Origin of the sequence: Actinophytocola sp. (genome assembly GCF_035712165.1) — a bacterium.
Classification (GTDB): Bacteria; Actinomycetota; Actinomycetes; order Mycobacteriales; family Pseudonocardiaceae; genus DASYTH01.
The window spans coordinates 1-13,142 of record NZ_DASTBH010000454.1; the positions used below are offsets into that span (position 1 = coordinate 1).

The 13,142-nt window shown below is 70.5% G+C and carries 13 protein-coding genes; 11 read left to right on the forward strand and 2 right to left on the reverse strand.

Annotated elements, in window-relative coordinates; genetic code table 11:
• From VFO68_RS25585 to VFO68_RS25615, 7 genes are all read left to right on the forward strand, one after another.
• The coding region (locus tag VFO68_RS25585) for an acetyl/propionyl/methylcrotonyl-CoA carboxylase subunit alpha (protein WP_325160933.1) at positions 1-1,627 on the forward strand (1,627 nt) is incomplete at its 5' end.
• Positions 1,624-2,040 carry a DUF1707 domain-containing protein gene (locus VFO68_RS25590; protein WP_325160934.1) on the forward strand — a complete coding sequence of 139 codons (417 nt, stop codon included), beginning with the start codon at positions 1,624-1,626 and terminating at the stop codon, positions 2,038-2,040. The genes VFO68_RS25585 and VFO68_RS25590, both read left to right, overlap by 4 nt.
• Positions 2,040-2,519: a DUF1707 domain-containing protein gene (locus VFO68_RS25595; RefSeq protein ID WP_325160935.1), complete on the forward strand. Its 480-nt coding sequence runs from the start codon at positions 2,040-2,042 to the stop codon at positions 2,517-2,519. The genes VFO68_RS25590 and VFO68_RS25595 overlap by 1 nt, the downstream gene beginning before the upstream one ends.
• A gap of 46 nt (positions 2,520-2,565) precedes the next feature.
• Complete coding sequence (locus tag VFO68_RS25600; protein WP_325160936.1) at positions 2,566-3,012, forward strand: DUF1707 domain-containing protein; 447 nt, start codon at positions 2,566-2,568, stop codon at positions 3,010-3,012.
• A gap of 45 nt (positions 3,013-3,057) precedes the next feature.
• On the forward strand, positions 3,058-3,600 hold the full coding sequence (locus VFO68_RS25605) for a GNAT family N-acetyltransferase (protein WP_325160937.1): 543 nt from the start codon (positions 3,058-3,060) through the stop codon (positions 3,598-3,600).
• A 98-nt stretch (positions 3,601-3,698) separates the two neighbouring features.
• The gene (locus tag VFO68_RS25610) at positions 3,699-4,061 is read left to right on the forward strand and encodes a transcriptional regulator (protein WP_325160938.1); all 363 of its coding nucleotides are present in this window, start codon (positions 3,699-3,701) and stop codon (positions 4,059-4,061) included.
• A complete protein-coding gene (locus VFO68_RS25615) occupies positions 4,061-5,491 on the forward strand; it encodes a PPE domain-containing protein (RefSeq protein ID WP_325160939.1) in 1,431 nt (476 codons plus the stop codon). Before VFO68_RS25610 ends, VFO68_RS25615 begins: the two co-directional genes overlap by 1 nt.
• 157 nt (positions 5,492-5,648) lie before the next feature.
• On the opposite strand, the gene glpD is transcribed toward VFO68_RS25615, so the two are convergent.
• Positions 5,649-7,361, reverse strand: coding sequence for a glycerol-3-phosphate dehydrogenase (gene glpD, locus VFO68_RS25620; RefSeq protein ID WP_325160944.1), 1,713 nt, complete (start codon positions 7,359-7,361; stop codon positions 5,649-5,651).
• Positions 7,362-7,593: 232 nt separating this feature from the next.
• Between glpD and VFO68_RS25625 the strand changes: the two genes are divergently transcribed.
• A complete protein-coding gene (locus VFO68_RS25625) occupies positions 7,594-8,334 on the forward strand; it encodes an MIP/aquaporin family protein (RefSeq protein WP_325160945.1) in 741 nt (246 codons plus the stop codon).
• A gap of 31 nt (positions 8,335-8,365) precedes the next feature.
• The gene (gene glpK / locus VFO68_RS25630) at positions 8,366-9,880 is read left to right on the forward strand and encodes a glycerol kinase GlpK (RefSeq protein WP_325160940.1); all 1,515 of its coding nucleotides are present in this window, start codon (positions 8,366-8,368) and stop codon (positions 9,878-9,880) included.
• Positions 9,881-9,930: 50 nt separating this feature from the next.
• On the opposite strand, the gene VFO68_RS25635 is transcribed toward glpK, so the two are convergent.
• A complete protein-coding gene (locus VFO68_RS25635) occupies positions 9,931-11,334 on the reverse strand; it encodes an NAD(P)H-quinone dehydrogenase (protein ID WP_325160941.1) in 1,404 nt (467 codons plus the stop codon).
• A 128-nt stretch (positions 11,335-11,462) separates the two neighbouring features.
• Here VFO68_RS25635 and VFO68_RS25640 point away from each other — a divergent pair, with 128 nt between their 5' ends.
• The gene (locus VFO68_RS25640; protein WP_325160942.1) at positions 11,463-11,915 is read left to right on the forward strand and encodes a gamma-glutamylcyclotransferase; all 453 of its coding nucleotides are present in this window, start codon (positions 11,463-11,465) and stop codon (positions 11,913-11,915) included.
• 163 nt (positions 11,916-12,078) lie between these two features.
• Positions 12,079-12,975, forward strand: coding sequence for a DUF559 domain-containing protein (locus tag VFO68_RS25645; protein WP_325160943.1), 897 nt, complete (start codon positions 12,079-12,081; stop codon positions 12,973-12,975).
• Positions 12,976-13,142 lie beyond the last annotated feature (167 nt).

A 13,142-nucleotide genomic window follows, 5' to 3' on the forward strand; every position in this document is an offset into this window, starting at 1 on the left:
CGACGAGGCATACGCCCTCGGCGGCGACTCCGCCACCGAGACGTATCTGCGGATTGACAAACTGGTCGAAACCGCCCAAAGAGCCGGAGCCGACGCGGTGCACCCCGGCTACGGCTTCCTCGCCGAGAACGCCGACTTCGCGCAGGCCGTGATCGATGCCGGGCTGACCTGGATCGGGCCCGACCCGCAGGCCATCCGCGACCTCGGCGACAAGGTGACCGCCCGGCACATCGCCACCCGGGCCGGCGCCCCGCTGGTGCCCGGCACCCCGGACCCGGTGTCCGGACCGGACGACGTGATCGCCTTCGCCCGCGAGCACGGGCTGCCGGTGGCGATCAAGGCGGCGTTCGGCGGCGGCGGGCGCGGGCTGAAGGTGGCCCGGACCGAGGAGGAGATCCCGGACCTGTTCGACTCGGCGGTGCGCGAGGCGGTGGCCGCGTTCGGCCGCGGCGAGTGCTTCGTGGAGCGCTACCTGGACAAGCCCCGGCACGTCGAGGCGCAGGTGCTGGCCGACAAGCACGGCAACGTGATCGTGGTCGGCACCCGGGACTGCTCACTGCAGCGCCGGCACCAGAAGCTGGTCGAGGAGGCGCCTGCTCCGTTCCTGTCCGACGAGCAGCGGGCCGCGATCCACGAGTCGGCCAAGGCGATCTGCCGCGAGGCCGGCTACTCCGGCGCCGGCACCGTGGAGTACCTGGTCGGCACCGACGGCACCATCTCCTTCCTGGAGGTGAACACCCGGCTGCAGGTCGAGCACCCGGTCTCCGAGGAGACCACCGGACTGGACCTGGTCCGCGAGCAGTTCCGGATCGCCGACGGCGAGCCGCTGCGGTACACCGCGGACCCGGCGCCGCACGGGCACTCCATCGAGTTCCGGATCAACGGCGAGGACGCCGGGCGCAACTTCCTGCCCGCCCCCGGCACGGTCACCCGGTTCGTCGCCCCGTCCGGTCCGGGCGTGCGGATGGACGCCGGCGTGGTGTCCGGCGACGTGATCGGCGGCCAGTTCGACTCGCTGCTGGCCAAGCTGATCGTCACCGGGGAGAACCGGGCCGAGGCGCTGGCCCGGTCCCGCCGCGCGCTGGACGAGATGATCGTCGAGGGGATGGCCACCGTGTTGCCGTTCCACCGGGCGATCGTGCGCGATCCGGCCTACGTCGGGGACGAGTCCGGGTTCTCCGTGCACACCCGGTGGATCGAGACGGAGTTCGACAACACCATCCCGCCGTTCGCCGACCCGGCCGCGACCCCCGACGAGCAGCCCCGGCAGAGCCTGGTGGTGGAGGTCGGCGGCCGCCGGCTGGAGGTGTCGCTGCCGGCCGGTCTGGCCGGCGTCGCGGGCGCCGGCGAGCCGGCGGTGGCCAAGGCCGCCCCGCGCAAGCGCAGCGGCGGCAAGACGGCGGCCGCGTCCGGCGACGCGGTGACCGCGCCGATGCAGGGCACCATCGTCAAGATCGCGATCGAGGACGGCCAGCAGGTCGAGGCCGGTGACCTGGTGGTGGTGCTCGAGGCGATGAAGATGGAGAACCCGGTCACCGCGCACAAGGCGGGCACGGTCACCGGACTGGCCGTCGGCGCGGGCGAGACGGTCACCCAGGGCAGCGTGCTCTGCGAAATCAAGGAATGACCGAGGAATCCAGCCTCGGTATCCGGATCGGCGATGCCGACCGCCATGACGCTCGGGAGTTGTTCGACGTTCACCTCGAAGAGGGCCGGCTGACGCCGGCCGAACACGAGCACCGCATCACCCTGGCTGGACACGCGGTCACCCGCGGCGACCTGGCGAAGCTCTTCGCCGACCTGCCCGCTCCGCATCCGGACTACGAGGACCGTCCCCCGCCCGGCACCGGCCTGCTGGAGACGCCGTGGAGCAGCGCGCTCGAGTTCGCCGCCGGCGCGACATTCCTGTTCGGCATGCCGACCGCGCTGCTGCTGACGATCTTCAAGGGCTGGTGGTGGCTGCTCATCGTGTTCCTGGTCGCTGGGACCGTGCTGGGCATGCTGTCCGCGGCGGCCAAGAAGCCCCGGGAACCAGGCTGATGATCCCTCTCCGTGAATCGATCGTCGGTGACGCCTACTATCCCGGTGTGGGCGAGGGCCGGGAAGCCGAGATCCGAATCGGTGACATCGAGCGCGGCGAGGCTAGAGCCATGCTCGACATCCACTTGGGGCACGGCCGGCTGGACGCGGCGGAACATTCCGACCGGGTCGGCCGGGCCGAGGCGGCACGCACCCGCCAGGACATCGCGGCGCTGTTCGACGACCTGCCGCCGCCGCGCCCGGAGCTGAGCACCGCCACCGAGGTGGTGCCGGCCCAGCCCGCGGGTCAGGTCAGTTCCAGCCGCTCCGAGGTGGGCAACCGGATCGCCGCGGTGTGGACGGCGGTCATGGTCCCGACCGCCATCCTGCTGACGGTCCTGCTCGGCGCGTGGTGGATGTTCATCGTCTTCGCCGCCGGGCTGATGGTCATCGGCGCGGTCACCTCCGACGGCTCCCGCAAACCGCCTTCCGAGAGCTGAGAGCGTTCTCAGATCGGCACCCACCGGCCGGACGTAGGATTTGGCTGTGGAGATTAACCCGTCGGACATCCGGATCGGTGATGCCGAGCGGGAGGATGCCATCCGCAAGCTCGGCGAGCACATGAGCGACGGCCGGCTCGGTGTCGACGAGTACGGCGACCGCACCGCGCGGGTGGCGACCGCGAAGACCCGGGGCGAACTGCTCGACCTGTTCAACGACCTGCCCGACCCGCGGCCTGCGTTCAAACAGTCGATCGCCCCGACCCAGCCCCGGTGGGCGGTCCGCCGCGATGAGCGCACGGTCGGCGAGCGGATCTGGGCGGCCATGGTCCCGCTGTCCGCCATCCTGGCGCTGGTGCTGTTCCTGGCCGTGTTCAGGGTCTGGTTCGTGTTCCTGATCCCGGCCGTGGTGGCCGTCGCCGGGGGCGCCATCTACGGGGAGGACTGGAACCACGACCGGCGGCGGCGGTACCGGCGCCGTCCGTGGGACTGACCTCTACCGGCCAAAACTGTCGGTGCCAGGCATTAACGTTGGTCCGTGGAACCGGTTGAGATCAATCTGGGGGTCTATTACCTGCGCGCGTTGCGGGCCGACGATCGGGTCGACGACCGCCGGGCGGTGCTGGAGGGCTTCGCCGATCCGGACACCCGCCAGTGGGTGCCCGGCTACCGCATCGACACGCTGTCCGACGCCGGGGCGTACATCGTGCGGCGGGCCCGGGAGTGGATCCGCGACGAGCGGTGCTCGTGGGCGGTCGCCGACCCGTTCACCGGCGAGTTGCTCGGTGAGGTCGGGCTGAAGGATCTCGATCTCACCGCCGGCACCGCCGAGGCGGCCTGCTGGACCCATCCGGCCGGGCGCGGCCGGGGTGCCGCGTCCCGGGCGCTGGCCGCGGCACTGCGGTTCGGTTTCGGGGCACTGGGGCTGGAACGCGTGCTGTACAAGCATTTCGAGAGCAACAAGGCGTCCGCGCGGGTGGCCGAGAAATGTGGCTTTGCCCCAACCGGCGTAATCGAGCAAGCCCTACTGGGGGATGGCACCGAAGAGGGTTTGGTGGTGCGTGCGGCGACATCGGCTTGACGGGTCCAGGAAATGTGGCCGAACGGTCGAATCCGAGCATCACAGACCGATACAGTGAGCACACCACAGGTGTCCACGAAACCGGATCGGAGGCCGGCGTGGTAGCAGTCGGTAGCCAGGGGCAAGATCACGGGAATCGCGTAGCCGTCGATCCGGCAGCCGTCCCCGCACTGCGCGACGCGTTCGCCGACGCGCTGGCGAAGGTGGACCGCCAGATCACGCTGGCCGGCGGCGATCTGCGGATCGGCGCCTGGGCCAACGATCCGGTCACCACCAGGGCCACGTCGGCGCTCAACGCCCGCTCGGTCGACTCCGAAGAGTCAGCGCTGAGCGTGCTGCGCGCCTACCGCGTCCAGTTGAGCACGGCCGTCGAGGCTCTGGACCGGACCGCGCTGCAGTACCAGGTGTCCGAAGAGGACAGTAGCGCGACCGTGAGCAAGCAGGAGGGGACGGGCGTCTGATGGCCGACACCGACAGCACCCGCTGGCAGGGCTTCACGCACAAGGAGCTGTACCAGCTCCTGCACGAGGGCGCCGGACCCACCGCCTCGGCCGAACCGTCCCGCCGCTGGTCAGAGATCGCCGCGACGCTCACCGAGGTCGGCGAGGATCTGGCTGCGGCGCTGGACCGCGCCCGCGCCGGCTGGACCGGGCCGGCCGCCGGGCAGGCCTTCAACCGGCTGTCCGGGCTGGCCGGCTGGGCACAGCTGACCGGAGGCAACGCGGCCGAGATGCGTACGGCGGTGGAGGCCCAGGCCGAGCACCTGGCCCGGGCCCGCGCCGAGATGCCGGTGCCGGAGGACGCGCCGGCCGCAGCGCCCGACCCGGCGGCGGCCGCCCCGGTGCAGGTGATCGCGGCCCAGCACGACCTCGAACCCGTGGAGACGGCGGCGACGGCCGGCCAGCAGAAGGCGTTCGAGGTGATGACCGCCTACCAGCTCAGCACCGACGGCACCACCACGGCGCTGGCCACCTTCGACCCGCCCGACCGGGGGCTGACCGGTGGCGAGATCCACCGGCACGGCCGCCCGGGCGTCGCGGTCACCACGCCCGCCGTCGCGGTCGGCCACCTTCCGGCGCCCGCGATGTCCACCGAGCCGCAGGACCACCGGCACGGGCACGGGCATGGCCGCGGCCCGCACTGGGACTTCGGCGGCGGCGGTACCGGCGGCGCGGCCGCCAACGAAACCCCGGCTCCGGCGCGGCCCGGCCGGGGCAGCTACACCGGGATGGCCCTCCCCGGTTCCTCGGTCTTCGACTCCGACGACGACGAGCACCGGCCCGGCCGCCGGTACACCGGCGCCGGCCGCACCGGCACCGGCCTCGGCCCCAGCGCTGGAACCGGGGCCTACACCGGCACCGGCACCGGCACGTACTCCGGCCCCGGGTCCGGCAGCACTTACTCCGGCCCCGGCGGCGGCGGCATCTCCGGTCCGGCGCCCGGCGTTGGCGCAGGCCCCGGTAGCCCCGGTGGCACCGGTGGCGCGCCCGGCGCGGGCTCCCCGGCCGCCGGCGGTCCCGGTGTCCGCAGCACCGCACCCACGTCGGGTTCGAGCATCGGAGCCGGGTTCACCGGCCTGCACGGTGGGATCGACACACCCGACATGCAGTCCGCCGCCGCCAGCCAGATGGCCGCGGCAGCTGGGACGCCGGCGGCGGCAACGCCAGGTGCCGCCGCCGGCACCGGCATGAGCGGCGGGCAGGACCGGGGCATGATGCGCCGGGGCTTCGACGTCATCGGCTCGGGCCAGTGGTTCGGCGACGCCCCCGACCAGGAGGTCCGCGGCGCCGCCCCCACCCGCCGCAACTACGACGCCCCCGACCGCGTCACCGAACCCGTCTCCATCGACGGCGAAGAACACAACCTCCCCCCCACCGTCATCGGCGACTGACTGGCCACTGTGCCGCCTCTCCGGAATTTTTATGCGTGCTGCGTTCCGGGTGACGGTGCGGATATCGGGTGGATTGGGGCTGGGTGCCGTCACGGTCCCCTGAGGTAGCCGTTGGTCGGGCACGGGCTTTCGCAACCCCGTCCGCGCGCCGGCGGGGTTAGGAGACGGGTTCGAGGATCTCGGGGCGGGCTTCGGGGGCGGCGGAGCGTTTGGCGTCGGCGGCCTGGTCGTCGGGCTGGGTCTGCGAGTCGCGTTCGGCGTCGACGCGGGCCTCGTAGACCTTGATCTCCCGTTCGCGGGTGGCGCTGTCCCAGTCGAGCACGGCGCCCATGAGGGCGGCGACCTCCTCGGCGGTGCCGACGCCCCGGTGCGGGTACTCGATCGAGATCCGGGTCCGCCGGGCCAGCACGTCCTCCAGATGCAGCGCACCCTCGTGGCTGGCCGCGTAGACCACCTCGACCCGTAGGTAGTCCGGCGCGCCCGCCAGCGGCCGGAGCAGCTCCGGGCGGTCCGCCGCCAGCCTGAGCACGTCGTGCACCAGCGACCCGTACCGGTCGAGCAGGTGCCGAACCCGGTAGGGATGCAGCCCGTACCGGGCACCCAACTGGTCCACCTGGTTCACCAGCGCGTGGTAGCCGTCCGCGCCCAGCAGCGGCACCTGGTCCGTGATCGACGGTTGCAGCCGGCCGGGCAGGTCCACCGACGCCGCGTTCACCGCGTCCGCGGCCATCACCCGGTAGGTCGTGTACTTCCCGCCGGCGATCGCCACCAGCCCCGGCGCCACCCGCGCGACAGCGTGCTCCCGGGACAGCTTCGAGGTCTCCTCGCTCTCCCCGGCCAGCAGCGGCCGCAGTCCGGCGTAGACGCCCTCGATGTCCTCCTGGGTCAGCGGCGTGGCGAGCACGGCGTTGACATGCTGCAGGAGATAGTCGATGTCGGCTTCGGTCGCCGCGGGGTGGGCGAGATCGAGGTTCCAGTCCGTGTCGGTCGTGCCGATGATCCAGTGGTTACCCCACGGGATGATGAACAGCACCGACTTCTCGGTCTTCAGGATGATCCCGGTCTCGGACACGATGCGGTCGCGCGGCACCACGATGTGCACGCCCTTGCTCGCCCGCACCTTGAACCGGCCCCGGGTGCCGGCCAACCGCTGCAGCTCGTCCGTCCACACCCCGGTCGCGTTGATCACGACGTTGGCCCTGACCTCGGTCTCCCGGCCGTCCTCGACGTCGCGAACCCGAACCCCGGACACCCGGTCGGCCTCCCGCAGGATGCCGACCACCTGCGTGGAGGTCCGCACCACGGCGCCGTAGTGCGCGGCACTGCGCGCGACGGTCATCGTGTGCCGGGCGTCGTCGGCCTGCGCGTCGAAGTACCGGATACCGCCGATCAGGGCGTCGCGCCGCAACGCGGGCGCCATGCGCAGCGCACCCGCCCGGGTGAGGTGTTTCTGGCCGGGCACCGACCGCGCGCCCCCCATCCGGTCGTACAGCAACAGCCCCGCCGCGGTGTAGGGCCGTTCCCACACCCGGTGGTTCAGCGGGTACAGGAAGCTCACCGGCTTGACCAGATGCGGCGCAATCCGGGTGAGCATGAGCTCACGCTCCCGCAGCGCCTCCCGGACCAGCCCGAACTCGAGCTGCTCCAGGTATCTGAGCCCACCGTGGAACAACTTGCTCGACCGGCTCGACGTCCCGGACGCCAGATCACGCGCCTCGACCAGCGCGACCCGCAGACCCCGGGTGGCGGCGTCCAACGCGGTGCCCGCGCCGACCACGCCACCACCGATCACCACGACGTCGAACGTGTCCGCGCCGAGTCGCCGCCAGGCGTCTTCCCGCTCCGCCGGGCCGAGTCGACCACCGGACATGTCCACAGTGGCGCCGGTAGGCGGATCAGCCTTGCTATTCACCACGATCGCCTCCCGTGTTCAGGCCTTCTCACGGTACCGCCTACCCAGGTCAAACGTTTCCCAACCGGTAGACAGTTTGACCTTGGTCACGTAGCGTCCGAGATCGCTCTGGGTAGGCAACGAGGCCATCCCCGAACCTGTGGCTTTGTCGCTGCCTGCCTTCATATCGTGCGGGAGGCGGACCATGGATCTGAGCTTTGGCGAGATCTTCCTCTGGGAATTGTTGGGCACTGCCGCGCTGACGCTGATGGGCTGCGGCGTCGTGGCGAACGTCGTGCTGAAGAGGACCCTCGGCACCGGCGGCGGTTGGTTACTGATCAACTTCGGCTGGGGTTTCGCGGTCTTCATCGGCGCCAGCATCGCCGCGCCGAGCGGCGCCCATCTGAATCCCGCCGTCACGCTCGGTCTGCTCGCCGGGGACAAGGCCGACTGGGCGGACGTGCCCGCGTACCTGCTCGGCCAGATGGTGGGTGCGTTCCTCGGTGCGGTGCTCTGCTGGTTGACCTACAAGCTGCAGTTCGACACCCATGACGAGCCGGCCAACACCCGCGGCATCTTCTCCACCGGCCCGACCGTTCCGAACTACCTGTGGAACACCATTACCGAGGTCATCGGGACATTCGTGCTGGTGTTCTGGATTCTGCTCAGCCCGGGCGCCAAGGCCGCCGACGGTGTTCCGCAGTTCGGCAACGCGGCGCTCGGTTATGCGGCGGTCGCATTCGTCGTGATCGGTATCGGTAACTCGCTCGGTGGCCCGACCGGCTACGCGATCAACCCGGCACGCGACCTCGGTCCGCGCATCGCCTATGCGATCCTGCCGATCAGGAACAAGGGTGGCGCCGACTGGAACTACGCCTGGGTCCCGGTGGTCGGCCCGATCGTCGGAGGCGTTCTCGCCGGCCTGATCTCCCAGATCCTCCCGTCCTCCTGAACGAATCGGCGACCAGAGAGGCATCCGCCCGATGACCAGCTATGTGGCAGCGATCGACCAGGGCACCACATCGACCCGCTGCATGATCTTCAGCCATTCCGGCGAAGTTGTCGCCATCAGCCAGAAGGAGCACGAGCAGATCTTTCCGAAGGCCGGATGGGTCGAGCACAACCCGGAAGAGGTGTGGACCAACACCCGCGAGGTGACCGCGGGCGCCCTGGCCAAGGCCAATCTGCATGTCGGTGACATCGCGGCGGTGGGCATCACCAACCAGCGGGAGACCGCCGTGGTGTGGGACCGCAAGACCGGAAAGCCGGTCTACAACGCCATCGTGTGGCAGGACACCCGCACCGACCGGATCTGCAACGAGCTCGGCGCGCTCGGCGGCGGCCAGGAGCGGTACCGGAACAAGACCGGTCTGCCGATCGCGACGTACTTCTCCGGCCCCAAGATCCGCTGGATCCTGGACAACGTCGAGGGTGCGCGAGCCCGGGCCGAGGCCGGCGACCTGCTGTTCGGCAACATGGACACCTGGGTGCTGTGGAACGTGACGGGCGGGCCGGACGGCGGCGTGCACGTCACCGACCCGACCAACGCCTCCCGCACCCTGCTGATGGACCTGCACTCGCTGTCCTGGGATCCCGACATCGCCGCCGAGATCGGGGTGCCGCTGTCGATGCTGCCGGAGATCCGCTCCTCGTCCGAGGAGTACGGGCAGGTGCGGGATCGCGGTGTGCTTCCCGGCGTGCCGGTCGCCGGGATCCTGGGCGACCAGCAGGCCGCGACGTTCGGCCAGGCGTGCCTGTCCCCGGGCGAGGCCAAGAACACCTACGGCACCGGCAACTTCGTGCTGCTCAACACCGGCACCGAGCAGGTGATGAGCAAGAACGGGCTGCTCACCACGGTCTGCTACAAGATCGGCTCGCAGGACACCGTGTACGCGCTGGAGGGTGCGATCGCGGTCACCGGGTCGCTGGTCCAGTGGATCCGGGACAACCTGGCCATGATCGGCTCGGCGCCGGAGATCGAGGAGGTGGCGCGCACCGTCGAGGACAACGGCGGATGCTACGTGGTGCCGGCGTTCTCCGGGCTGTTCGCGCCGTACTGGCGTTCCGACGCGCGCGGCGCGATCGTCGGCCTGACCCGGTACGTCAACCGGGGTCACCTGGCGCGGGCGGTGCTGGAGGCCACGGCTTTCCAGACCCGTGAGGTGATCGACGCGATGAACGCCGACTCCGGGGTCGCGCTGACCTCGCTCAAGGTCGACGGCGGCATGGTCGTCAACGAGTTGCTCATGCAGTTCCAGGCGGACATTCTCGGGGTTCCGGTGATCCGCCCGAAGGTCGCCGAGACCACCGCGCTGGGCGCCGCGTACGCGGCCGGGCTCGCGGTCGGCTTCTGGCAGGGCGAGGACGACATCCGCAACAACTGGGCCAAGGACAAGGAATGGCAGCCGGCCATGGCGGAGTCCGACCGGGAGAAGACCTACAAACTGTGGAAGAAGGCGGTCACCCGAACCTTCGACTGGGTCGAACACGACGACTGACCAACAAAGTGCGCACCGGCGCCAACCGCGCCGGTGCGCACTCCTTTCCATCAATCCAGGTCGTCGTGGCGCATGAGTTGGCGGCCGGCCTCGGTGATCGACCCGGACAGCGAGGGGTAGACCGCGAACGTCAGGGCCAGGTGCTCGACGGTGAGCTGGTTCTGCACCGCCAGCGCGATCGGCAGGATGAGCTCGCTGGCCCGGGGTGCCACCACCACGCCGCCGATCACCACGCCGGTGGCCGGACGGCAGAACAGCTTGACGAAGCCGCGCCGCAGCCCTTCCATCTTGGCGCGCGCGTTCGTGGCCAGCGGGAGCATGATCGTCCGAGCCGGCACCTCGCCGGAGTCGATGGCCAGTTGGCCGATGCCCACCGTGGCGATCTCCGGATGGGTGAAGACGTTGGCCGCGACGGTCTTCAGCTTGATCGGCGCGACGCCCTCACCCAGCGCGTGCCACATGGCGATGCGGCCCTGCATGGCGGCGACGCTGGCGAGCATCATCAGGCCGGTGCAGTCGCCGGCCGCGTAGACCCCGGCGGTGCTGGTCCGCGAGACCCGGTCGACCGAGACGAACCCACCGGGCCCGGCCTCGATACCGATCTTGTCCAGCCCGATGTCGGCCGTGTTGGGCACCGAGCCGACGGTCATCAGCGCGTGGCTCGCCCGGACCTTCTCCCCGCCGCGCAGTTCGACGATCACCTCGTCGCCGACCCGGTCGACCCGTTCGGCCCTGCTGTGCTTGAGGACGGTGGTGCCGCGCTCGGCGAACACGTCCTCGAGCACGGCGGCTGCGTCGGCGTCCTCGTGCGGCAGCACCCGGTCCCGGCTGGAGATCAGGGTGACCTTGACGCCCATCTCGGTGTAGGCCGAGGCGAACTCCGCGCCGGTGACCCCGGAGCCCACGACGACGAGATGCTCGGGTAGCTCGGGGAGGTCGTAGATCTGTCGCCAGTCGAGGATCCGTTCGCCGTCCGGCTCCGCGCCGGGCAGCACCCGGGGGGTCGCCCCGGTCGCGATCAGCACGACGTCGGCGGGCAACACCTCGGTCTCACCGGCCAGGGTGGTGGCCTGGACGCGGTGCGCGGCCAGCCCGAGGTGCTCGTCGTGGAACCGCGCGGTGCCGTTGATCACCCGCACGCCCTCGCGCAGCACCCGGTTGCGCACGTCGGCGGACTGGGCGAGGGCGAGGCCTTTAACCCGACCGTGTACAACCGGCAGCTCGACGCCGATGGGCAGGTCACGGGTGCGGATGCCCAGCTCATCGGCGTGGTGCAGTGCCGATCGGGCGTCCGCCGAGGCGATGAAGGTCTTGGAGGGCACGCAGTCGTACAGCACGCACGCCCCGCCGAGCCCGTCCCGCTCGACGATGGTGACGTCGGCTCCGTGCTGGGCGGCGACCAGCGCTGCCTCGTACCCCGCCGGACCCCCTCCCATGATCACGATCCGGGTCACTGGTCTTCTCCTCCCACATGTCCCTTACCGCTTACCACGGTCCGCTCGTCGCCACCGTACGCGGGACACGGTGTCGCCTGCCCGCTTCACCCCCTCACGTGATCGTGTATATCGCTACGCTGTCCGTCGTGCCGCTCTATGCCGCCTATGGATCCAACATGGATCCGGCTCAGATGATGGAGCGAGCGCCGCACTCGCCAATGGCGGGCACCGGTTGGCTCGTGGGTTGGCGCTTGACCTTCGGCGGGGAGGATCTCGGCTGGGAGGGCGCGCTCGCCACCCTCGTCGAGGACGGAGACTCGCAGGTATTCGTGGTGCTCTACGACGTGACCCGGGAGGACGAGGCTCGCCTTGACCGGTGGGAGGGCAGCGAACTCGGCCTCCACACCAAGATCCGTCTCCGGGTCCAGACCCTCGAGGGCTCCGTACTGGCCTGGCTGTATGTGCTTGACGCATACGAAGGTGGTCTCCCTTCCGCTCGCTATCTGGGGGTGATGGCCGACGCCGCCGAGGCCGCCGGCGCACCAGCAGACTACGTCGCCGCACTGCGCGTTCGCCCCTGTCACGGCATCGGCCCATAACCCCCCGCGAGTCCCCATTTCCAGCACGCGAGTTGCCATTTCCAGCAGCTGAGTTCCCAGTTCAGCACCCCTGCAACCCGAGTTGTCCACACCCCCCGAACATTGTCCACAGCTCGGGTTTTCCGGATTCCGCGCGACCTTTTCACGCGCCACCCTGAAATGCATGACGCAACTGCCCGAGGGTCTGCACGGTGTCTATCGCCGTTCGGACCTCATCACCGAGATCGGCCTGCCGAGCGTGCGCGGCCTGCTCGCCGACGGCCGGCTCTCGCAGTATTCGCGGAACATTCTCATCGACCGCGAACGGCTGCTGGACTTTCCGACCAGGGCCGCGGCCGCACTGTTGCTCGTGGGCCGCCGCGCGGCGCTCTGCGGCCACACCGCGGCGCGGATCTACGGCTGCTCGGCGGCCGACGCGAGCCCGATCCACGTGCTGTCCGGGTACGACCGCAAGATCAAGAGCCGGGTCGGCATCGCCCTGCACCAGGGGGCGTTCGACGAGGAGGATGTCCTCCTGCTGGACGGCCTGCGGGTGATCGGCCTCGAACTGGCGCTCGCCGAGTTGCTCTGCCGCGCCTATCAACCGGTCGCCCTCGCCTGTGCCGACCAGGCGCTCGCCGGCCTGGCTCCTGGGTACCGGGAGCAGTTCCGGGCCGAGGTGGCACGACGGATCAGGCTCCGGACGGATACCCGCGGCCGCCGCCGGGCTCAGGTCCTGCTCGGCCTGGCCACCGGAATCCCGGAGTCGCCTGCGGAAAGCGCCATGCTGCTGATCCTGCACGACGCCGGTCTGCCGCTACCCGAGTTGCAGCACCAGATCCGCGACATCAACGGCCGCGAGCGGTACCGCACGGACTTCGCCTGGGAGGCCCCGCGCGTGGTGCTCGAGTACGACGGTCGCGAAGCCCACGAGAACCGCGCCGAACAGGACGCCGCCCGCGAGGCCGACCTGCGCTCGCGCGGCTGGACCGTGATCCGGGCAACCGCGGCCGACCTACGCAGCCCAGCCCGACTCATCATCACCCTGCGCGCCGCCATCGCCCGCCGCCATGTGGCCTGACTACTCGCCTTCACTGCCCGACCGGCAACTAGCCAGGCGCGAAGTGGCAACTCGCCGGGCCGGAAGTGGGGACTCGCCGGGCCGGAAGCGGCAGTTCGCTAGGCCGGGAGTGGGAACTCGCCGGGCCGGAAACGGCAACCCGCCAGGCGCGAAGTGGGAACTCGCCG

Bases quoted from the DNA above. Each gene is read 5' to 3' on its own strand.
- VFO68_RS25590 (WP_325160934.1), top strand. From the start codon at position 1,624: ATGACCGAGGAATCCAGCCTCGGTATCCGGATCGGCGATGCCGACCGC.
- VFO68_RS25595 (WP_325160935.1), top strand. From the start codon at position 2,040: ATGATCCCTCTCCGTGAATCGATCGTCGGTGACGCCTACTATCCCGGT.
- VFO68_RS25615 (WP_325160939.1), top strand. From the start codon at position 4,061: ATGGCCGACACCGACAGCACCCGCTGGCAGGGCTTCACGCACAAGGAG.
- glpD (WP_325160944.1), bottom strand. From the start codon at position 7,361: ATGTCCGGTGGTCGACTCGGCCCGGCGGAGCGGGAAGACGCCTGGCGG.
- glpK (WP_325160940.1), top strand. From the start codon at position 8,366: ATGACCAGCTATGTGGCAGCGATCGACCAGGGCACCACATCGACCCGC.
- VFO68_RS25645 (WP_325160943.1), top strand. From the start codon at position 12,079: ATGACGCAACTGCCCGAGGGTCTGCACGGTGTCTATCGCCGTTCGGAC.